This is a genomic window from Robertmurraya massiliosenegalensis JC6 (assembly GCF_000311725.1).
Taxonomy (GTDB): domain Bacteria; phylum Bacillota; class Bacilli; order Bacillales; family Cytobacillaceae; genus Robertmurraya; species Robertmurraya massiliosenegalensis.
Genome location: NZ_HE978513.1, coordinates 249,888 through 271,442 on the forward strand (window position 1 = coordinate 249,888; position 21,555 = coordinate 271,442).

General features: G+C 37.7%; 23 protein-coding genes. 7 read left to right on the forward strand and 16 right to left on the reverse strand.

The features are described from left to right. Positions 1 to 31: 31 nt before the first annotated feature. Positions 32 to 658 carry a methyltransferase domain-containing protein gene (locus BMSHG_RS11095; RefSeq protein ID WP_019154522.1) on the reverse strand — a complete coding sequence of 209 codons (627 nt, stop codon included), beginning with the start codon at positions 656 to 658 and terminating at the stop codon, positions 32 to 34. Positions 659 to 773: 115 nt separating this feature from the next. Beyond that, positions 774 to 2,384 (reverse strand): Na/Pi cotransporter family protein, encoded by a 1,611-nt coding sequence (locus BMSHG_RS11100; RefSeq protein WP_034658808.1) that lies wholly within the window; start codon positions 2,382 to 2,384, stop codon positions 774 to 776. Positions 2,385 to 2,666: 282 nt separating this feature from the next. Here BMSHG_RS11100 and BMSHG_RS11105 point away from each other — a divergent pair, with 282 nt between their 5' ends. The 3 genes from BMSHG_RS11105 to ispG all read left to right on the forward strand — a co-directional run bounded on the left by BMSHG_RS11105 (position 2,667) and on the right by ispG (position 5,148). Further along, positions 2,667 to 3,440: a DUF1189 domain-containing protein gene (locus BMSHG_RS11105; RefSeq protein WP_019154524.1), complete on the forward strand. Its 774-nt coding sequence runs from the start codon at positions 2,667 to 2,669 to the stop codon at positions 3,438 to 3,440. A 94-nt stretch (positions 3,441 to 3,534) separates the two neighbouring features. After that, complete coding sequence (locus BMSHG_RS11110) at positions 3,535 to 3,873, forward strand: hypothetical protein (RefSeq protein ID WP_019154525.1); 339 nt, start codon at positions 3,535 to 3,537, stop codon at positions 3,871 to 3,873. A gap of 165 nt (positions 3,874 to 4,038) precedes the next feature. Next, a complete protein-coding gene (gene ispG, locus BMSHG_RS11115; protein ID WP_173391067.1) occupies positions 4,039 to 5,148 on the forward strand; it encodes a flavodoxin-dependent (E)-4-hydroxy-3-methylbut-2-enyl-diphosphate synthase in 1,110 nt (369 codons plus the stop codon). Positions 5,149 to 5,221: 73 nt separating this feature from the next. On the opposite strand, the gene BMSHG_RS11120 is transcribed toward ispG, so the two are convergent. Then, on the reverse strand, positions 5,222 to 5,596 hold the full coding sequence (locus BMSHG_RS11120) for a DUF4190 domain-containing protein (RefSeq protein ID WP_019154527.1): 375 nt from the start codon (positions 5,594 to 5,596) through the stop codon (positions 5,222 to 5,224). A gap of 164 nt (positions 5,597 to 5,760) precedes the next feature. On the opposite strand from BMSHG_RS11120, the gene BMSHG_RS11125 reads away from it, so the two are divergent. Next, positions 5,761 to 6,327 carry a hypothetical protein gene (locus BMSHG_RS11125; protein WP_019154528.1) on the forward strand — a complete coding sequence of 189 codons (567 nt, stop codon included), beginning with the start codon at positions 5,761 to 5,763 and terminating at the stop codon, positions 6,325 to 6,327. A 343-nt stretch (positions 6,328 to 6,670) separates the two neighbouring features. Here the strand turns inward: BMSHG_RS11125 and BMSHG_RS11130 are convergent, their stop codons facing one another. From BMSHG_RS11130 to BMSHG_RS11140, 3 genes are read right to left on the reverse strand one after another with little or no spacing between them, the layout of a single operon-like run. Beyond that, entirely contained in the window at positions 6,671 to 7,084 is a 414-nt protein-coding gene (locus tag BMSHG_RS11130; RefSeq protein ID WP_019154529.1) for a Fur family transcriptional regulator, read from the reverse strand. Next, entirely contained in the window at positions 7,081 to 7,941 is an 861-nt protein-coding gene (locus BMSHG_RS11135; protein WP_019154530.1) for a metal ABC transporter permease, read from the reverse strand. The genes BMSHG_RS11130 and BMSHG_RS11135 overlap by 4 nt, the downstream gene beginning before the upstream one ends. A gap of 2 nt (positions 7,942 to 7,943) precedes the next feature. Further along, positions 7,944 to 8,723 (reverse strand): metal ABC transporter ATP-binding protein, encoded by a 780-nt coding sequence (locus BMSHG_RS11140; protein ID WP_019154531.1) that lies wholly within the window; start codon positions 8,721 to 8,723, stop codon positions 7,944 to 7,946. A gap of 144 nt (positions 8,724 to 8,867) precedes the next feature. Here BMSHG_RS11140 and BMSHG_RS11145 point away from each other — a divergent pair, with 144 nt between their 5' ends. After that, complete coding sequence (locus tag BMSHG_RS11145; RefSeq protein ID WP_019154532.1) at positions 8,868 to 9,122, forward strand: DUF2624 domain-containing protein; 255 nt, start codon at positions 8,868 to 8,870, stop codon at positions 9,120 to 9,122. Between the two features lie 38 nt (positions 9,123 to 9,160). On the opposite strand, the gene BMSHG_RS11150 is transcribed toward BMSHG_RS11145, so the two are convergent. Then, positions 9,161 to 10,054: a deoxyribonuclease IV gene (locus tag BMSHG_RS11150; protein WP_019154533.1), complete on the reverse strand. Its 894-nt coding sequence runs from the start codon at positions 10,052 to 10,054 to the stop codon at positions 9,161 to 9,163. Between the two features lie 26 nt (positions 10,055 to 10,080). Beyond that, on the reverse strand, positions 10,081 to 11,385 hold the full coding sequence (locus BMSHG_RS11155) for a DEAD/DEAH box helicase (protein ID WP_019154534.1): 1,305 nt from the start codon (positions 11,383 to 11,385) through the stop codon (positions 10,081 to 10,083). Positions 11,386 to 11,689: 304 nt separating this feature from the next. On the opposite strand from BMSHG_RS11155, the gene vrrA reads away from it, so the two are divergent. Together vrrA and BMSHG_RS11165 are read left to right on the forward strand one after the other, a co-directional pair. Next, positions 11,690 to 12,184 (forward strand): VrrA/YqfQ family protein, encoded by a 495-nt coding sequence (gene vrrA / locus BMSHG_RS28455; RefSeq protein ID WP_161601774.1) that lies wholly within the window; start codon positions 11,690 to 11,692, stop codon positions 12,182 to 12,184. A 362-nt stretch (positions 12,185 to 12,546) separates the two neighbouring features. Continuing rightward, positions 12,547 to 13,488 (forward strand): 4-hydroxy-3-methylbut-2-enyl diphosphate reductase, encoded by a 942-nt coding sequence (locus BMSHG_RS11165; RefSeq protein ID WP_019154536.1) that lies wholly within the window; start codon positions 12,547 to 12,549, stop codon positions 13,486 to 13,488. A 23-nt stretch (positions 13,489 to 13,511) separates the two neighbouring features. Here BMSHG_RS11165 and BMSHG_RS11170 read toward each other — a convergent pair whose 3' ends face one another. The 8 genes from BMSHG_RS11170 to BMSHG_RS11205 form a co-directional block, all read right to left on the reverse strand. Then, positions 13,512 to 14,627, reverse strand: coding sequence for a Nif3-like dinuclear metal center hexameric protein (locus BMSHG_RS11170; RefSeq protein ID WP_019154537.1), 1,116 nt, complete (start codon positions 14,625 to 14,627; stop codon positions 13,512 to 13,514). Beyond that, a complete protein-coding gene (locus tag BMSHG_RS11175) occupies positions 14,624 to 15,337 on the reverse strand; it encodes a tRNA (adenine(22)-N(1))-methyltransferase (RefSeq protein WP_019154538.1) in 714 nt (237 codons plus the stop codon). The genes BMSHG_RS11170 and BMSHG_RS11175 overlap by 4 nt, the downstream gene beginning before the upstream one ends. Before the next feature lie 95 nt (positions 15,338 to 15,432). Continuing rightward, positions 15,433 to 15,798, reverse strand: coding sequence for a cytochrome c550 (cccA, locus tag BMSHG_RS11180; RefSeq protein ID WP_019154539.1), 366 nt, complete (start codon positions 15,796 to 15,798; stop codon positions 15,433 to 15,435). Between the two features lie 264 nt (positions 15,799 to 16,062). After that, complete coding sequence (locus BMSHG_RS11185) at positions 16,063 to 17,202, reverse strand: acyl-CoA dehydrogenase family protein (RefSeq protein WP_019154540.1); 1,140 nt, start codon at positions 17,200 to 17,202, stop codon at positions 16,063 to 16,065. Between the two features lie 88 nt (positions 17,203 to 17,290). Continuing rightward, positions 17,291 to 17,842, reverse strand: a complete 552-nt coding sequence (locus BMSHG_RS11190; protein ID WP_019154541.1) for a hypothetical protein — start codon at positions 17,840 to 17,842, stop codon at positions 17,291 to 17,293. Positions 17,843 to 17,940: 98 nt separating this feature from the next. Then, positions 17,941 to 19,065, reverse strand: a complete 1,125-nt coding sequence (gene rpoD / locus BMSHG_RS11195; protein WP_019154542.1) for an RNA polymerase sigma factor RpoD — start codon at positions 19,063 to 19,065, stop codon at positions 17,941 to 17,943. Between the two features lie 110 nt (positions 19,066 to 19,175). After that, positions 19,176 to 20,990 (reverse strand): DNA primase, encoded by a 1,815-nt coding sequence (gene dnaG / locus BMSHG_RS11200; protein WP_019154543.1) that lies wholly within the window; start codon positions 20,988 to 20,990, stop codon positions 19,176 to 19,178. Positions 20,991 to 21,084: 94 nt separating this feature from the next. Then, a complete protein-coding gene (locus tag BMSHG_RS11205) occupies positions 21,085 to 21,522 on the reverse strand; it encodes a YaiI/YqxD family protein (RefSeq protein WP_019154544.1) in 438 nt (145 codons plus the stop codon). Positions 21,523 to 21,555 lie beyond the last annotated feature (33 nt).

Below are 21,555 nucleotides of genomic sequence, written 5' to 3' on the forward strand. Positions count from 1 at the left end.
TCCTCTTTCAATACGAGTCAACGTTTTACGATTATTGTTTCTGACATTTTATCATTAAGAATGTAAATGGCGGTTTACTTTCATTATTTTTATGCGGCTCAACTACTTTAGAAACTTCTATTTGTCCATATTCCTCAAATTCATCTTTGATGGAATCTTCATCATAAAAAAACATTTTTACCCCGTCCATGATTTCGAAATAGTCCTTATCTAATTGTTTGCCTTTTCCATACATTGGAGCTTCTTTTGAAATCGTAGTGAAAATCATATACCCATTCGGTTTTAATTGATCATAGCAATCTTTGATAAACTTAGCTCTCTCACTTTTATTCAATAAATGAAGAAGTGCGTAACAGAATATACCATCATAAAGCTTATCTTCAAAAGGCATGTCCGTTACCGAACCATGAAAAATAGATGCATGAAGCTCATTTTCCCTTGCCAGTTCAATCGCAGTTTGAGATATTTCAATACCTGTTACGTTTATTCCATTATCGATAAAAATCTTTGCATTTCTACCATATCCAATACCAGGTATTAGTATATCCTTAACTTTCTGTTTAAGAAAAAAATCTTTTGTTACGATTGCGGAATCTGCTGGTTCAAATCCCCACATCATTTGATTTTCGATAAAGCTCATTTCCCAAAATTCAGCCATACAAATAATCTCCTTTATACTATTTTCTCAAAATAAAAAGGGCTAAAGACAATCTTATTCTACATCAAAGTTGTCTTCAGCCCAACATTCCAAACTGAGGCATATTTATTTAATATTAATGTCTTTCTCCCAGAACCGCTTCTGCAATATTTACTGCATGATCGCCGATTCTCTCAAGATTACTGACGATGTCAACGAAAACAATCCCAGCTTGAGCACTGCATTCTCCAGCACTTAAACGGAGGATATGCTGCTTCCGTAATTTTCTTTCCATCTTATCGATCTTCTCTTCTTTTTTAATGACGTTTCGCGCCTGCTCTTTATCATTATGATCCAACGCATTAATCGCTTCTTTAACAGTTGAGATCGTCAACTGGAACATTTCTTCAAGCTCGTCCATTGCTGAACCAGTTATCTTTACTTTATTTGCAAGTTGATATTCAACTAATTCTAAGACATTTTCATAATGATCACCGATTCTTTCAATATCACGAATCGTATCGACTAAAACAGAGTGTTCACTAGATTCAGCCTCTGATAAAGAACTTGATGATAGCTCAACTAAATAGTCGGTAATCTTTCTATCTAAATTATTAATCGCATCTTCAAGCTGAGCTGCAGTGTCTGAATGCTTGGACGATTTTGTTTTCAGATAGTTATTTGTTTCCGTTAATCCTAGTACAGCAAATTGTCCCATTCGAAGAACTTCTTCCTTTGCTTGTCCTAAAGCAATCGATGGAGATTGCTCAATAAAGACAGGGTCAAGATGCTTCGCCTTGTATTCCAAAACAGAATCCTCACCAGGAATCAACTTCGTTACAATGAGGGCCAAAATTGCTATAAATGGAAACTGAACAATGGTATTGGATACATTAAAAATCCCATGTGCAAAAGCAATTGTCATTTCTGGATTTAAATGCATCTTATCTTGCAAAAATTCAACAAGAAGTTTAAAAGGTCCTAATATGATCATAAAGATGGTCGTACCAATTAAATTAAATAATACATGGGTTGCCGCTGCTCTTTTTGCTGCTACAGATGCACCAATAGCCGCCAATACAGCTGTTATCGTTGTCCCAATATTATCTCCAAATAGTACAGGGAGTGCGGCATTTAAGTCAATCAAACCTTCTGAAAATAGCCCCTGTAAGATTCCAATCGTTGCACTTGAACTTTGAACAATCACTGTAAAGAGAGTTCCAATAATAACACCGAGAATTGGATTTGAACTCATACTTACCGTAAGTTCATGGAAAGCTTCTAAGCTTCGCAACGGTTTCATTCCGCTACTCATAAGCTCTAAGCCAAAGAATAAAGCACCAAAACCAAAGACAATTTGTCCAAAGCTATGTACCTTCTTGCTTTTGAAGAAAAATAATAGGATCGAACCTAAAGCAATAATTGGCAATGCATAGGCACCAACATCAATCCCGATAATAAAGGCTGTTATCGTTGTCCCAATATTGGCACCCATGATAACGCCAATAGCTTGGCGAAGAGTCATAAACCCAGCACTTACCAAACCAATGGTGATAGCTGTTGTTCCACTGCTTGACTGGATAAGTGCAGTAACAATAACCCCAGCTAATACTCCCATGAATGGATTTGTTGTAAAGCGGTCTAATATATCTCTAAGCTTATCTCCGGCAGACTTTTGCAGACCATCGCCCATGTATTTGATCCCAAATAGGAATATCCCTAGTCCACCGAGAAACTCAAATATCATCTGTTGAATATCAAAATCCAAACTCTTCAGCCCCTATATTGTAAAATAATATAATAGGTCTTTAAAAAACCCTTTATCATTATGCTCTATCGGTCGTCATAATGTAAATAATTTATGATGCAAATTTACAATTCCTTAATAAAAGAGTCTTATATTACAAATATGTTACATATTATATTAATTATAATTTAATGCAACCTATTTTTTAGCATAGATTATTTTCTTGTATTGATGCTAGGCACAGGCTAAAATGATTAAAGAATACATAAAGGGTGGTTTTTAATGAATATTTTTAAGCAGCTCATTTTGAGCATATATTCGCCTAAAGCAATCGCATCTTGGCGCTATCAAGGCATAGGTAAGACGATATTATTTGTCTTTTTACTTGTCCTTATTTCGATCATTCCAATATCCGTACAACTGAGTACAGATATTGTCAATGGATTTAACGTCGTTAAAGATTCAATTGAAGAAGAAATTCCCGAGTTTATCATTAAAGATGGGGAACTCATTTCTGAACAGCAAGCTCCCGTTATGATTGAAAACGATGGTTTTTCCATTATATTTGATTCGACTGGAGAAATCGGCTTAAACGATTTAGATCTATCTGTTAATTCAATTGCACTTTTAAAAAATGACTTTGCCGTCATTATCCCGGGTGGAACGGTTGATCATTTTTCTTATTCTGCAATGGACATAGCATTAGCGAAAGAGGATATTGCAAAGTTTATTCAATCCCTTGACTCGCTTTTAGCCATTATCATCCCCATCTTAGTTATCCTTATTTACCTTTTCTCAAGCGCAATGAAGTTTATTGGGATATCTGTTCTAGCACTATTTGGATTACTCATTCAAAAAACGGGTAATAAACTTAAATATCGACATATGTGGAGGATCGCTGCTTATAGTATTGTCATCCCAACATTATTTTTCATGGTTATGGATATCTTCCGCACAGCCGTTCCTTTTGGTTTTATGTTAAACTGGCTCGTCTCTATACTAGTGTTGTTCCTAGCTTTAAAAGAAATCCCACCGGAAAAGGAAGAAGAATTGTAAGAACAAAAAACGCGGGAATTCTCGCGTTTTTTTTGTACTATTTTTGAATGGACGAGCATATACATGGAAAAATCCCATTAAAGGAGAAAATTCCATGAAACGTCTATTCGTCCTACTATTAATCGTAGCAACGATTTTTGCCATTTATTATGATTTAAGTAAAGGAACTCTTCCTATTGCAATCGAAACGAGTACGCAAGCTCAAGTGGAAACAGAAACAACGCTCGAGCCAAGCATCGATTATTTCGAACAAGAAGTGCAAAGTGGTGACACGGTCCTTTCCATTATTGAGAGACAATTAGACGGACCTATCCCTGTTCCAATAGATGATATTACGAGTGATTTTAGCAAGCTGAATGATGGAATAGAAGCAAATAAAATTCAGGTCGGCAAGGTCTATCATTTCCCAGATTATAGAAAATTACATGAATAATCCATTTAAACCAGTAAGTTTCTTGTCAAGTTAATCCTTTCACTGATACAATTAACTCATATTAGCATTATAATGATAGTTGAATTCAATTTCCTAATCCTATTTTTGAAATTGGTTCAGGTGCTTATTTCTTTTAGAAAAAGGAGAGAATCACTTTTGAGTGAAATTATACATCGTACAAAAACCCGTCCCGTTAAGGTTGGCAACCTAACTATTGGTGGAAATAATGAACTTGCAATCCAAAGTATGACAACAACTAAAACACATGATGTTGAAGCTACTGTGGCTCAAATTAAGAGACTTGAGGAAGCAGGTTGTCAAATCGTTCGCGTTGCTTGTCCAGATGAACGTGCTGCAAATGCAATTGCAGATATAAAGAAACAAATTAATATTCCACTTGTTGTCGATATCCATTTTGATTATAAGCTTGCCCTTAAAGCTATCGAGGGTGGTGCTGATAAAATTCGTATCAACCCAGGTAATATCGGGAAGAGAGAAAAAGTCGAAGCCGTTGTAAAAGCCGCTAAAGAAAAAGGAATTCCGATTCGAATTGGCGTAAATGCAGGATCCTTGGAGAAGCGTATTATTGAAAAATACGGCTACCCAACTGCTGATGGTATGGTTGAAAGTGCTCTTCATCATATCAAGATTCTAGAAGATTTAGATTTCCATGATATCATCGTATCGATGAAGGCTTCAGATGTAAACTTGGCGATCGAAGCTTATGAAAAAGCTGCAAAAGCATTTGATTATCCATTACATTTAGGAATCACAGAGTCTGGAACATTATTCGCTGGCACAGTAAAAAGTGCCGCAGGATTAGGCGCTATCCTTAGCAAAGGAATTGGTAACACTTTACGTATTTCATTAAGTGCGGATCCTGTGGAAGAAGTGAAAGTTGCGAGAGAGCTACTTAAATCATTCGGCCTCTCGTCAAATGCAGCTACATTAATCTCATGCCCTACATGTGGACGGATTGAAATTGACCTCATCAGCATCGCAAATGAAGTTGAAGAATATATTTCAACAATTAAAGCTCCCATTAAGGTCGCTGTTCTTGGCTGTGCAGTAAATGGTCCTGGAGAAGCGCGTGAAGCTGATATCGGCATTGCTGGAGCTCGTGGAGAGGGACTACTCTTCCGTAAAGGGAAAATTGTCCGTAAAGTCCCCGAAGAAACGATGGTCGACGAACTCAAGAAAGAAATTGACCAAATCGCTGCAGAATACTTTGCCAAAAAAGAGGAAGAAGCAAAAGCTACAGCAACAATCCAATAAAAATACGAGGCTTGGCCATGTGCCGAGCCTCGTATTTTTATATAACCTTTCAAGTGCTCCTAGCTTGAAAAGCTTAAAAAAATGGGAGAATGAACATCCCTAATATAATGGATACAGCTCCAATCCCGATCGCCCAGCTACCGAGACTTTTTGCTCCTCTACGTCGTGCAACAAAACCGAGCACGATACCTGCTGCCCCAAACAAAATTGGAGAAACAAATAAAGATAAAATCGAGAGGATGATAGCAGCAAAGCCCATTCCAGTTCCTCCGGCTCCTGCATCTACATCTCGTTCTTCTTTATACTCTCTTCCAAAAGAGACTGGTGCAGCCATTTCAGCTGAGGTTTCCTCTAAATAATCTGCAGTTCTCGATTGATAACTCGTTTCTAAGCCCTCATCGTCCTTTTGTAAATTGACAATAGGGGCGTTACGTTCTTGATCTGCCATATTTAAAATCCCTCGCTTTCTTAATAGGAGCATTAATATTGTTTTACAGACGGTGTGATTTTAAAAGTGTTAAAGTCTGTCAATAGAGGATCTTACGATAACTCTACATATTTTTACATGAACTTGTTAAAATGGTGGAGTAAAGCAAAAAAAGGAGACAGAAAATGAAGAAAAGACTCGGCATCGATATCGATGGCACCGTAACACGTCCCGAAACAATCCTCCCTTATATAAATGAAGCGTTTGGCTTATCATTATCATTAGAGGATGTTACAGACTATGATTTATCCCTGTTAGTGGATATTCCAGCAGCAGAATTTGCTAAGTGGTGGCTTAACATTGAGCCAAAGGTTTATGAAAACTCTCCTTTAGCCGATGAAGTAAAAAACGTATTATTTGAATGGGAAAAGAGGCATGAGCTCTATTTTATTAGTGCTCGCAGCAGCCACTTATTAGATGTAACTGAGGAGTGGTTTAAGAGGGAAGGCATACCCTTTCATCATATTGAATTAACTGGATCGCATGATAAAATTCAAATGATCAAAAAACATGGGCTTGACTTATTTATGGAGGATAAGCATGATAATGCTGTTATGATACATGAAAACTGTCAAATTCCCGTCCTTCTCTTCAATACCCCTTATAATCAAAGCTTCGTTCCAAAAGGCGTGATACGAATCAATAATTGGTTAGAAGCAAAAACATGGGTGGATGAATGGTCTAAGAACTAGCAAGAAAAAAGCTCTTACAAAAAGAGGAAGCTTCGGTTTGAGGTTAGTCTAATTCGCTCCAACCATCTCTCACCATTAAGCGGAATTTTTCCTGTTATCTCCTCCTTGGAGTTCCTTTTAGGAGAAATAACGGAAGATTTTCCGCTTATGGAGGGCAAAATCGTTTATTTTAGCATTTTTTGAGGGAATAGCAGGAATTTTTCCTGTTATGTCAGCTCTTTTTCATGATGCTTGCTCATTAAGCGGAATTTTTCCTGTTATCTTTTCATACCAATAGTGTTTATACGAACGAGGAATTTATAAATTCCTCTACAAAAAAATGCACAGAGTGAATGACTACACTCTATGCATTACACTCGGGACAACGCCCGTAAATTTCAAATTTATGTCCAGATATGTCAAACCCCTGTAAATTTTCGCTTAAGCTTTGCATCGGACATGTTTCAATTTCCTTTGTCTTCCCACAATCTAAGCATATAAAATGATGGTGGTGAGACGTATGGGAACAAGTGAAACGAAAGTGTTTTTCACCAGATAACTCAGTCATTTCAAAAATCCCCAAATCAACAAAGATCGAGAGATTCCGGTAGATCGTATCGAAACTTAAACCTGGATAGTCGTCCTTCATTTGATCGAGGACATCCTTAGCGGTTAAATATTTCTCACTATTAGAAAAAAGTTCTAGCATCTCTTCTCTTTTCCCTGTATGCTTGTACCCTCTTTCCTTTAATAACTGTAATGCTTCATTTACATTCATGCTTTCACCCCATTTTTAACAGGTCTGGATGAGCTTATTTTCTTTAAGCCAATCGTGACAACCAATATGATTACTGCGATCATAACAATAGTTCCACCTGGTGCCAAGTCTAAATAATAAGAAAGTACTAATCCACCTAGAACAGAGGTCTCGCCGAACAAGATAGAATAGAAAATCGTCTCTTTAAAACCCCTTGCAATTCGTATACTTGCTGCGACAGGCAAAGTCATTAAAGAAGAAACTAACAAAATTCCGACAATTCTCATCGATGCAGCAATAACGAGAGCCACCATTATAATAAAAATAAAATGAATGCTTTTTACAGCTATCCCAGATGCTTTCGCATGCTCTTCATCAAAAGATAATAAAAATAACTCTTTGTATAAAAGAATAATCGCCGCAATGACAAATACACTGATTAACAAAATCGTATATAAATCAGTGCGACTTACAGCACTGACACTCCCAAACAAATAACCAAACAAATCGGTGTTAAAACCATCTGCAAGGGAAATAAAGATAGCTCCTAACCCAATTCCCCCTGATAAAATAATCGGAATAGCTAACTCTTGATAATGCTTATAAACAGTGCGTAGCTTTTCGATAAATAATGAGCCCCCAACAGAAAAGACCATTCCCATATATAAAGGATTGAGCCCACTCATCACCATGAATTTTTTTTCAAGGAGAAGACTTGCTGCAATCCCGGCTAATGTGACATGACTTAACGCATCTGCGATAAGAGACAAACGCCTTACAACGATAAAAACTCCTAATAATGGAGCAATGATTCCAATAATCATTCCCGTTAGGAAGGCATTTTGTAAAAATTCATATTGTAGTAAATCCCGGATCATGTTTAAACTCCTTCATGATGATGATGTTCGTGAGAAAGCAAATGAACATCATGACCATAAATCTGTGACATATCATTGAGTTGTAGCTGTTCAAATTCCTCTGTTTTCCCGTGGAAATGCAAATATTTATTTAAACATGCTACATGTGATACTTTATCAGAAATCGTCCCGATATCATGGGTAACTAAAAGAAGTGTAATTCCACGCTCCTTATTTAAATGCGCAAGCATCTCATAAAAAGATTGAACATTCTGTGCGTCTACCCCAACGGTAGGTTCATCGAGAATCAACAACTTTGGCTCACTTACCAATGCTCTTGCTATAAACACTCTCTGCTGTTGCCCTCCTGAAAGCTGGCCAATATTCCTGTTCATATACTCAATTAATCCAACTGATTCAATGGCCTCTTTAATCTTCCGATGTTCTTCTGCCCGCAAAAATTTAAAAAGGCCGACTTTCTTTGTTAACCCACTGCTTACGACCTCATATACAGTAGCAGGAAATCCTGTATTAAATGAATTTGCTTTTTGAGAAACAAATCCGATTTGGTGCCAATCCTTAAAACGATGAATCTCTTCCCCAAAAAGGCGAATATGCCCTTGTTGTAACTTTAGGAGACCAAGAATCAACTTTAATAAGGTTGACTTCCCTGATCCATTCGGACCCACAACGGCTAAGAAAGCTCCCATAGGAATCGTTAGTTCAATATTTTCTAAAACATTTTCCTTTTCATAATGAAAAGACAAATGATCAATTTCGATAATTGGTTGCTCGGCATTCATCATATCACCTAGTTTTTTCAAATTAAATTAGAATCATTACGATTTAGTAGTATACAGGATGTAACCCTTTATGTAAAGCTTTATGCTGTCTGTCACAACTGGATAACCATGCTCATAAAATAAATTTGAAGGGGCGTGGGACATGTGAAAATTTTCCAGAAAATCATTAATCATAAAATCAATTCCATTACAGGAAAAGAATTACTTAAATATGGTAAACAATTTCAAGTTAGTATTACCAATGAGCAAGCAAACAAAATAGCCGCTCATTTAAGAGGAAGAAATGTCAATATTTTTAATGACGATGAAAGAACAAAAGTCATTAGTGAAATTGCGAAAATAGTAGGCCCTGACAAAGCCAATGAAATCAATCGTATATTTGTTAGTTTTACTAGGTAAAATATCGAAATCCACTCAGGGTATGAGTGGATTTCCTTTTACTCAGCCATAATGTTTTCTAGCAAGCTTTCATTAAATTCTTTCGTACGAAGCATAGCAATCTCATGCTTGTACGGTGCCTTTTTATTATTTTTGTCTTCACCAACATAAGGTGTTTCAAGGATTTTTGGAACATCCATAAGTTGAGGATGATGAACAATATGATTTAACGCCTTAAAGCCTATATGTCCAAAACCAATGTTTTCATGTCTATCTTTACTTGCTCCACATTCGTTTTTACTATCATTAATGTGAAGAACTTTTAAACGCTCCATTCCAACAATTTTATCGAATTGATTTAAAACACCATCAAAATCCTCGACAATATTGTAGCCTGCATCATGGGTATGACAAGTATCAAAGCAGACAGAAAGACGATCATTATGGGTTACCCCGTCAATAATCATGGCGAGTTCTTCGAATGTTCTCCCACACTCTGATCCTTTACCTGCCATTGTTTCTAATGCAATTTGCAACGACTCCTCGCCCGTTAACACTTCATTTAAACCCTCGATGATCTTCTGAATTCCGGCTTCGGCCCCAGCGCCTACATGAGCACCTGGGTGGAGCACAATTTGCTTTGCCCCAATCGCTTCCGTACGCTCAATTTCACTTCTTAAAAACCGTACTCCTAAATCAAAAGTATCAGGATTCGTCGTGTTGCCTATATTGATAATATAGGGAGCATGGACGACGATTTCATCAATGCCATTCTCCTTCATATGTGCATGGCCTGCCTCAATATTCAAGTCTTCAATCTTCTTACGTCTCGTGTTTTGCGGAGCCCCGGTATAAATCATAAATGTGTTAGCACCGTAAGAAACAGCTTCCTCACTAGCTGATAAAAGCATGTTCTTCCCACTCATTGATACATGTGATCCAATTTTCAACATTCTGATCTCTCCCTTACATCATTTTCTTATTTTCTTTTTAAGCGATTTTGACGCTTTTTAATTTTATCGACTTCAGACTGCATCTTTTTCTTATAGCCTGGCTTAACCTTTTTAGGCTTTTTGACAATCGATTTTGCCATCACATCAATTTCATCTTGTTGTCTTTGTCGTTTCTTTCTTTTATTTCGATCGCTTATTTCAACAATCTCGCCATCCCTCAAGTCAACATTTTTAAATTGAATGCCAAGATTTTCCAAACGATTAAGTGCATCCTCATCTGATGAACTATAAATCGTAAGAGCCACTCCTGAATAACCGGCACGAGCTGTTCGTCCGACTCGATGGACATAAAAATCTAAATCAGAAGGGAGTTCATAATTAATCACATGACTAACCCCTTCTATATCAATTCCTCTTGCAGCCAAATCGGTTGCAACAATGTATTGAAATTCTAAATCCTTAATTTGCTTCATCATTTTCTTACGTTCTCTAGGACTAAGATCGCCATGAACTCGTCCAACTTTTAAGCCCTTATACGCTAATGCATTCGCCACTTCATCAGCCATCTTTTTCGTATTCGTAAACACTATCGCCAAGTATGGATTATAGGCTGTTAGAACATCATAGACAATTTCTTTTTTACTACGGTGACGGGACGGCAATAAATAATGGGCAATTTTTTCTGCTGTTAGTTGCTTTGGTTCAATATGAACATACTGTGGGTTTTCTAAATATTTTTTCAAAAAAGGTTTTAGCTTTTCTGGTATCGTTGCCGAGAACACAAGCATTTGGAGTTGTTCCGGCATTCTTGCAGCTATTTGGTCAATATCTTCAATAAAGCCCATATCAAGCATTAAATCTGCTTCATCGACCACAAGTGTTGTCGATTTATGGATGTAAAGGGCTTGATCCTTAGCTAAGTCGTTCATTCTTCCTGGCGTACCAACGACAATATGAGGCTGCGTTTTAAGCTTTTCAATCGTTCTTTGCTTATCCGTACCACCAATAAATAGACGTGTTGATATCTCTTTTTCACTGTACTCTGTTATTTTTAAAATTTCTTGATAAATTTGACTGGCGAGTTCTCTTGTTGGGGCTGTAATAACTGCTTGTACTTCTTTTTTTGCTGGCTCTATCTTATCAATGATCGGCAAAATATATGAGTGAGTTTTTCCTGTCCCTGTTTGCGACTGTCCAATCGCACTTTCTCCCTTTTGGACAATGGGGATCAGCCTTTGTTGAATTTCCGTTGGTTCATTAAACCCTATTTTCTGTAAAGCTTCCATCACAAATGGTTGAAAACCATATATGTTAAATTTCGATTCAGTCATCCTTCTACTCCTTCATCATGTTCGTCCTTTTTGGACATCATCTAATCATTATAATAAAGATTTCTCATTAGCGCCAATTAAGCATATTTTGTTTCATTTATCTCGATCAAATTCAACTCTATTTTCGCAAAAGTACTTAACGAATCCTGATCATGTGCATACCTTAATAGGAGAGAATCTATGTAGATGTCTAGAGAACGACAGAATGAAAGGAGGAAAAGTAATGCAACCTAGAATGAGGTCTCCTTTTCCCCCACCTGGAAACCCACCGAGAGGTTCGATGATGCCAAGAGGAGGACCTTCCATGAACAGGGCTGGGTTTAGACCACCACGCCCACAACGTGGAGGCGGTGGTGGTGGACTTTTAGCAAAGCTACTCGGAAATCGCGGGAACCAAAGGGGAGCTTCAAATCCTTTTTCTTTTCCTACATCCTCAGCCGCAGGGCAAGCAACCAGTCGAGGCGGTGGTGGTGGTTTGTTAAAAACACTAACCGATCCAAATGCATTAAATGGATTTTTGGCGAATACGGAGAAAATGTTAAGCACGGCACAACAGATTGGTCCGATGGTTCAGCAATATGGTCCAATGGTCAAGAATCTACCTTCATTATGGAAGCTCTATAAAGGCTTTAGGGATCTCCCCTCGGAATCTGAGGAAGACTCCCCCAAAGAAGAAGTTCAAAAAAAGAAGACACAAAGTAAAAAGAAAAAAGCAGCACCTACTGGTGAAAATGAAAAAGCAAGTCAAAGAAAAAATTCTTCTAAAAAAGGGGCATCAGCTCCCAAGTTATATATTTAAAAAAGAAGATTTGGTAATGAATGCTTTCATGAGCATTCGTTCAGGTCGACAAAAGGCATCGAGATTTGAATCTCAATGCCTTTTTATCATGAGGGAAGAGAAAAGGATGTCACATAAGGACTCATCATGCATGATTATGCCAAAAACATTAAAAGCACTTTTCTACTCTTGCTATTCTTTTTCCAACTTCCTCAAATTGAGGTTTTCGTTGAAATCCTTTATAATGAGTTCGTGGGAGAAGAGTTATGATCCATCATGAAATCATTTTTTTGTGTTTATTGCACTATATTCTATTACTTTCTTACTTACTGAGAAATTGTCTAATAGATTAAGAGCAATCTTCGCTTTTAGGGGGTTATTAAATGAAAGTTATTAAGATTTCTCCACGCGGCTACTGCTATGGTGTTGTTGATGCCATGGTGATTGCAAGAAATGCCGCTTTAGATAAAACATTGCCTCGGCCCATCTACATCCTTGGGATGATTGTTCATAATAAGCATGTAACAGATGCTTTTGAAGAAGAAGGCATTATTACATTAGACGGAAGCAATCGAAAAGAAATACTCGAAAAAGTGGACAAAGGGACGGTCATTTTTACAGCCCATGGAATCTCTCCTGAGGTTCGTACATTGGCAAAGGAAAAAGGACTTGTGACCATTGATGCTACTTGCCCAGATGTTACGAGAACTCATGACCTGATAAGAGAAAAAGAGGCAGAAGGGTTCCACGTCATCTACATTGGCAAAAAGGGCCATCCAGAGCCTGAAGGAGCGCTTGGCGTTGCCCCTGGCATTGTTCACCTAGTAGAGACGGAAGAAGATGTAAATCATCTTCAGCTGAATCATGATAAGCTTATCGTCACAAATCAGACGACGATGAGCCAGTGGGATGTTGGTCATATTATGGAGCTTTTGAAGGAAAAATTCCCTCGTGCTGAGTTTCATAACGAAATTTGTAATGCCACTCAAGTGAGACAAGAAGCTGTGGCACAAACAGCTGGTTCTGCTGATGTAACGATTGTAGTGGGCGATCCAAAGAGTAATAACTCCAATCGTCTAGCACAAGTTTCAGAGGAAATTGCTGGGACAAAGGCTTATCGAATCGGTGATTTAAGCGAGCTGAAGATCGAATGGATTAAAGACGCAGAGACAGTCGCAGTCACTTCAGGCGCTTCTACTCCAACGCCGATTACGAAAGAAGTCATTTCATTTATCGAGCAATTCAATCCACAAGATGAATCGACTTGGAAGGTCGAGAAAAAAGTACCTTTAAATAAAATTTTACCTAAAGTTAAAAAAGTATAACCGGGCAATTGCCCGGTTTTTTTTTATATGAATTGGAAGGGGTCTGTATTTGGTTTTGAAGCGATAAACGAAACGTTCAAACCCTTATCTTGACACATCTTTGCGAGAATGTCAGCGACACCCTTTTTCATAATTTGTTCAATATGATGGCCGGGATCGATAATATTCAACCCTTCCATCATCGCATCATGGGCCACATGGTAATACATATCCCCTGTTACGTAAACTTCTGCCCCTTTAAACTTTGCAGAGCGAAAATACTTATTTCCGTCACCGCCAAGGACAGCAACCTTCTTAATTCTCTCTTTCAAATTCCCAACCACACGAACGCCTGTTACTCCTAATGCCTTTTTAACATGTTCGGCGAATTCCTCTAATGACATTTCATTTACATACCCAATTCTCCCCAGTCCTAATGACTCTCCTGAATTGTCTAAACTGTAAATATCATAGGCAACTTCTTCGTATGGATGGCTCTTAAACATAGCTGAGAGAATCTTCTTCTCCATATGGGCAGGATAAATTGTTTCTACTCGAGACTCATTCACACTTTCAAGCTTACCATGGGAACCGATATGAGGGTTCGTATCTTCACCAGGGAGAAATTGTCCTGTACCACTAGCCGAAAATGTACAATGACTGTAATTTCCAATGGCTCCTGCTCCGGCATTTCCTAATGCTTTTCTTAGTTCTTCCGCATTTTCTTCTGGAACGAAAACGACTAATTTCTTCAGTTTTACTTCAAAGGTCGGCACAAGAACCTCTGTGTTTGTAAGTCCTAACGCTTCTGCTAATAAATCATTTACGCCACCTGTTGCGACATCTAAATTCGTATGGGCTGCATAGACGGCAATATCATGCTTGATTAATTTCTCAATGATTCTTCCAGAGGTTTGTTCTGTCGAAATCTTTTGTAATGGACGAAAAATAATCGGGTGATGAGCAATAATAAGCTCGACATTTTCAGCAATTGCTTCATCCACCACTTCCTCTAGCACATCTAAAGCCACTAAAACTTTACGAACTGGTTTATTAAGACGTCCAATTTGTAAGCCGATCTTATCTCCCTCCATTGCGTAAGCCTTAGGAGAAAATTGCTCAAATAATTGGATCACTTCATAGCCATTGGCATTTTTCAAGACTTTAGAACCTCCTCTACCATTAAAATTTTTTCTACTAGCTCCGCTTTTTTCTTTTGGTTATCTTCGCTTTTTGCTGCTTCTTCAAGTTTAGCTAAAATACTTTTCCAATTCGCAACTTCGCCCGCCCATTTTTTCATAAAAGGCTCCGTTTTTTGTTGGACTAAAAAGGGGCCCATTAATAATAAAGCTTGTCTATCCAAATTATTGTACGGCTTCAGAGGCTCTCCTTTTTCAGCAACGAGAACTTCATAAATTTTCCCATCTTCTTCTAAAATTTCTTCTTCAATAAGCTCCCAGCCATGGTCTACTAACCATTGTCTAATCGACTTTGCACTTAAATTCGGCTGCAAAATGAGTCTCTTTACCTTTTCCAGCTTTTTGACACCCTCATCGAGGATGCTCGCAATCAAAGCTCCCCCCATCCCAGCAATGGTAATACAATCGACTTCACCGCTAGAAATGACCTCTAACCCATTTCCTTTCCGTACATCAATACGATCTTTAAGACCTTCTGTTGCCACTTGTTTTTTTGCTGATTGAAAGGGACCTTCTACAACCTCCCCAGCAATCGCATAGCTTACTTGTCCCTTCTTCACGACATGACAGGGTAAGTATGCATGATCTGAACCAATGTCGGCGATACGACTTCCTGCAGGGATGTATTTGGCCACCGTTTGTAGGCGTTCTGATAGTTTATCAATATTCATTCCTTCACCACTTCATCAAGACTATAGAGTTTATTCTCCATTTTATCAGTATAGAAAAAGTCCTTTACATATGCAAAGGACCTTTTAACATTATTTTATTTTAATCCTGCTAACCATTCAGCCATTTCAGCTTCTCTACCTTGAACTAAATTAGGCGGCATTGCACCCTTACCATTAATTAAGATATCTTGGATTTCTTCTTGAGATAGATGGTCACCAACACCAGTTAAAGCTGGACCCATTCCACCTTCATAGTTTCCACCATGGCAACTTACACAGCCACTTTGCTGGTAAAGCTCTTCTGGAGTCGCAGAAGCTAAATCTTCTGTTTCTGCACCACCATTTTCTTCTTCCGCTGCGATTTCTTTCATGTCTCCGACACCTTTAAATGACATTAAGAACATGAGACCTACCCCAATGACCATAATTAGAACAAATGGAATAATTGGATTCCGATTCATTGCGTTTACCTCCCTTATGTAAGAACAACCAGTCAAATAATTGAGTCTATTTCACAATGAGAAAACAACAGTATGTACGCCATTATGAAAAAGACAAGATATAATTACAAACAATCTTTATTTTACTCGAAAATCGAAAGAAGGAAAAGACCTAAAGTAAAGTTTGTCACAGTAAGTTCATAAAAATGTCAAAAACTCCACTCAAGATCGTGAAGTTTTCAATGGTTATTATTTGTTTGATTTCCATTTTATATTCCCAAAAACTTAGCAGCCGATTTGACGAGCAATCACCATCCTTTGAATTTCGGATGTTCCTTCGCCAATTTCTGTCAGCTTTCCATCTCTTACATAACGTTCGACCTCATATTCTTTCATATAGCCATAGCCACCGTGAATTTGGACAGCCTGATTGGCTACCTCTGTACAGATTTCCGAAGCATATAGCTTGCACATCGCTGCCTCCTTCGTAAAGCTGCGACCAGCATCTTTTAACCACGCTGCCTTATAAACCATATTGCGAGCTAACTCAATTTTCATAGCCATATCAGCTAATTTAAACTGAATTACTTGGAACTTTGAGATCGCCGTTCCAAATTGCTGCCTAGTTTTTGCGTACACAAGCGCCTTTTCATAAGCAGCTTGAGCTATACCCACAGCCATTGCCCCAATTCCAATTCTTCCTCCATCTAATGTAATGAGAAATTGTTTAAATCCATCGCCTTTTTTCCCCAAAAGATTTTCAGTCGGTACCTGAACATTTTCTAAAACAAGCTCAGTCGTATTTGAGGCATGTAAGCCCATTTTTTCATAAGAACTAGTGATCGAAAACCCTTTAATATTTGTTGGCACAATAATTGCGCTGATTTCTTTTTTCCCATTGTCGACACTAGTTACAGCGGTTAACGCAAGATGCTTGGCATAGCTTGCATTCGTAATAAAACATTTGCTCCCATTAATGACGTAATACCCGTTCTCTTCCCTTGCCGTTGTTTCAGTACCTCCTGCATCCGATCCAGCGTTAGGCTCGGTTAACCCAAACGCTCCGAGCGAATGGCCTTGACAGATTGGAACTAAGTATTTTTCCTTTTGCTCCTTTGTACCAAATAAGGCAAGAGGTGCCCCTCCTAAAGAAATATGGGCAGAATAAGTGATCCCTGTTGAAGCACATGCCCGACTCAATTCTTCAGTTACAATCGCAAAGCTGATTGAATCCGCCCCACCTCCTCCATATTCTTCGGGAAAAGGAAGACCCATCATGCCCATTTCAGCGAGCTTTTTAAAAATATCACTCGGAAATTCTTTTTTTCTATCTCGTTCATTTGCTCCTGGCGCTACAACCTCATTTGCAAACTCCTTAATCGTACGGCGGATCATCTCCTGCTCAGTTGTGAGATCAAAATTCATATAAATCCCCCCTTGACCTATCAGTGGAATCGCTTACAATGATAGTATGAGGTTATTTTTAGAATTATCTCTATATTTCAAAAAAATTTTAGTTAGACGATAAAAATTGGATAAAAATGGATAAGGTAAGAACTCCAAGGCCAAGATAACCAGAAATCATAAAGTATAAGAGCTTTAGCTTCTTCCCAGTCACAATCCATAACAGACAATTTACAGCTAAAATGAAATAGAGAATAAAAATATTTTCACCCATATAGTGAGAGGCCACTTCGGTACTCGTCAGCAGTAAAATAAGTCCTGATATAATAAGGGCAATTTGATATTGAATCCCTTTTCTGAAAAAATAATATGTCGTTAGCATAGCGATGATAATCAAAACTACTCCAAGGCCCATTTGCAAATCGAAAGATAATTCTGTAAAATAAAAGAAAAAAACATATATTGGAATTAACAGAAGCGGAAGAATGGTTGATTTCTGAAATTTTTTCTTCGTTCCTTTTAATTTACTAGGTTCCGATTCAGGAGAGTTTCCTTCCGTATACAACGCTAACAGGTAATCACAATAATGTTCTGGAAGCATTCGATTTTCCTTCCAGGTTACAATTTCGTTAATAATAATCGTTTTTCGTTTTTCATCCATAATTTCGCATCCTTTGTTTAAAAGCACTATTATCCATAAAAAAAATAGCTTACTTCAATTGTAAGAAGTAAACTATTTTCAAGCAATCATTTTTTATTCTATTCTAAAAAGTCCTTAAGTCTTTTGCTTCTGCTTGGATGTCTCAGCTTACGAAGTGCCTTTGCTTCAATCTGTCTAATTCGCTCACGTGTAACACCAAAGACCTTACCGACTTCTTCAAGTGTGCGTGTACGACCATCATCAAGCCCAAAACGAAGTCGCAATACATTTTCTTCTCTATCGGTTAACGTATCGAGAACATCTTCAAGCTGCTCTTTTAAAAGCTCATAGGCTGCATGCTCTGAAGGAGATGTTGCATCTTGATCTTCGATGAAATCTCCTAAATGTGAATCATCCTCTTCACCAATTGGAGTTTCAAGGGAAACAGGTTCTTGAGCAATTTTTAAGATTTCACGTACTTTATCAGGTGTTAAATCCATATCTTCGGCAATTTCTTCAGGTGACGGTTCACGACCTAAATCCTGTAGAAGCTGACGTTGAACACGGATTAATTTATTGATTGTTTCCACCATATGAACCGGAATACGAATCGTTCTCGCTTGGTCTGCAATCGCACGAGTAATCGCTTGGCGAATCCACCAAGTTGCATACGTGCTGAACTTAAAGCCTTTGCGATAGTCGAATTTTTCAACGGCCTTAATTAATCCCATATTTCCCTCTTGAATTAAATCAAGGAACAGCATTCCACGTCCAACATAACGCTTAGCGATACTAACAACGAGACGAAGGTTTGCTTCAGCTAAACGGCGTTTCGCTTCTTCATCGCCATCTTCGATTCTTTCAGCTAAGTTTATTTCTTCTTCTGCTGAAAGTAAGTCAACGCGACCAATTTCTTTTAAATACATGCGAACTGGATCATTAATCTTTACTCCAGGAGGAACACTGAGGTCATTTAAATCGAATTCTTCTTCACCTTTTGTAAGTTCTTGCACATTTGGATCACTATCATCATTTTCATCTACGAGTTCAACACCATGTTCTTCTAAAAACGCGTAGAATTCATCCATTGAATCCGAATCTAATTCGAAACTGGATAGCTTTTCTGCAATATGATCATAGGCGAGAACACCTGTTTTCTTTCCTACTTCTGTTAATTGTTCTTTTACTTGTTCTAGGGTCAAATCTGAATCAACCTCTTTTGAACGGGCCGACTTTTCAGCCATATGTACCCCTCCTTCTTCAAATCACGAAAACGATTGAAATCGTTCATTTTATTTATCATCAATAGGTTATCTGTTTTTTCCACATAACCTTCATTTGAAACCAATGTTCATCATAGAGACTTCCTTAACTGAATGATTTCCATGGCAATTCTAGCCGCTCCAGAAAAATCAGATTCTGTCTCTAATTGTTGACGCTCTTTTTCTTTTTCCTTTATCTTTAACATCTTTTGATGTTTCAACACCTGATTAATATAATCGTTTAATTCTTGTTCACTTAATTCCTCATTGACAGACATCATTTCAATATGAGCGATCGTTCGCCTTAGCTTATCATCTGTCAAATAATTCATAAATTGACTGGGATTTGGCTCCATCCCTTTTTCATAATATCCATATAAATAAGTAATAATCGCTTGATGTTCATCAATATTAAAAGAATGGCCTAAAAGCTTATCCTGTACTTTATAAGCAATATTAGGATCTCTCATCATGTGGTAAATTAATCTTCTTTCCGCATTGTGAAAAGCTGGTTTTAATGGTTCAATCTGCCTATTCGGTATAAATATTTGTTTCTGCTCTGAAAATGATTGGCCTTGATTATTTCTTTTATTGTTAAAATATAGTTGCTTCTGCTGTTCTTTTAAAGCATCTAACGAAAGTGAAAATTCATTTGAAATCTGTCTTAAGTAATGGTCTCGTTCGACAGCCTTATCAAGCTGACTAATCTCCCTTAATACTTCTTCGATATACTGCAAGCGATCTCCTTCGTTTTGAAGATCTTTTCCTCTTCTAAAGTATAAAAGTTTAAAAGACATGAATGTCATGCTTGAACCGATGATTTCTTTATTGAATTTAGCTTCCCCGTATTTTTTTATATAATCATCCGGATCTAGGCCATCTGGCATCATAGCAACTCTTACTTGAGAACCAGCTTCAACCAGCATGTTAGCTGCTCGGTATGCAGCGCCTATTCCTGCTTTGTCAGAGTCATAACAAATCGTAACGGATTCGCTATTCCTCCTAATTAAGGCAACATGGTCATTGGTCAATGATGTCCCCATTGTGGCGACCCCATTCTCAACGCCTGCCCGATCAGCTGCAATACAATCAGCAAACCCTTCAAAAAGAATAACTTGCTGTAATTTGCGAATTGTCGGTCTTGCTAAATGAAAGTTATATAAAATTTTACTTTTATTAAAGATTGCTGTTTCGGGACTATTCAAATATTTAGGTTCATCTGACCCCAGAGATCTCCCAGAAAAAGCAATCGTATTTCCTTTTTGGTCAAAAATAGGGAACATAATTCGATCGCGGAATCGGTCAAAATAGGTTCCGTCATTTTCTCGTTTAATAATGAGACCTGATTTTTCTAATATCGCAGGTTCAAAATTCCTCTTCGTCAAAAATTTATAAACAAATTCCCATGAGTTTAAAGAATAACCGATTTGGAATTTTTCAATTGATTCTTTTGTAAATCCTCGGTTCAGCAGATATTCTAGCGCATGCTGACCATCTTTTGTGTTTACCAATAAATGATGATAGAATTTACGTATTAATTCGTGGGCTTCAATCATTTGTTTTAATTCTTTTGAAAAAGATGTCTCCGTTGAAGTAGCTTGTGTTGGCGAAATGTCCAGCTCAACATTCGCTTTTTCAGCCAACTTGATCGCCGCTTCTGGAAAAGAGAGACTGTCAAGCTCCATAATAAACGAGAAAACATTTCCTCCTGCTCCACATCCAAAGCAATGATAAATTTGCTTATCTGGTGAAACGGAGAAGGATGGCGTATTTTCACCATGGAATGGGCATAGACCCATATAGTTACGCCCTTGTTTTTTTAGTTGCACATAGTCGCTAATCAGATCGACTATATCAACGGCTTGGCGAATTTCATTTATTTTTTCTTCAGGAATTCGCACCTGCATTGAAAACAACTCCATATATTGTTATTTCGTAAGACCCCTTGCATGTTAAAGAAAATGTTCATAATAAGCTTATTGAAGAGATATTCGGCAAAAATCAAAGATCCCCTTTAATTTTCGACAATAAATTTGTGAAATTTTTTCTAAAGTGGATTCGATCCTCGATCGTAAATGGTTTCGGACCTTTTCCGTATTTCCCTTGCCTGCGGGCTTTAGCAGATAAATATCTCATATGTAATGCAGAATCGATGTCTTTTTCTTCATATAAGCTTCCCCGAGGACTAAGGACTGTCACTCTCTTCGATAATAGGGTTGAGGCTAAGCCGATATCCTGTGTAACAGCAATATCCCCAGCATCAACATGATTCATAATAAACAAGTCTGCAGCCTCTTTATCTGAATCAACATAATGCCAAGTTCCACCTAAAGTGTCGTTTGTTACATGATTATAGGATGCAACAAAGGAAACATTCACATCAAAATTCTGAGCAATTTCGACAATTTCCGCTTTCACTGGACATGAATCAGCATCCACAATAACCTTTGGTTTTCCTAATGTACTATAAAT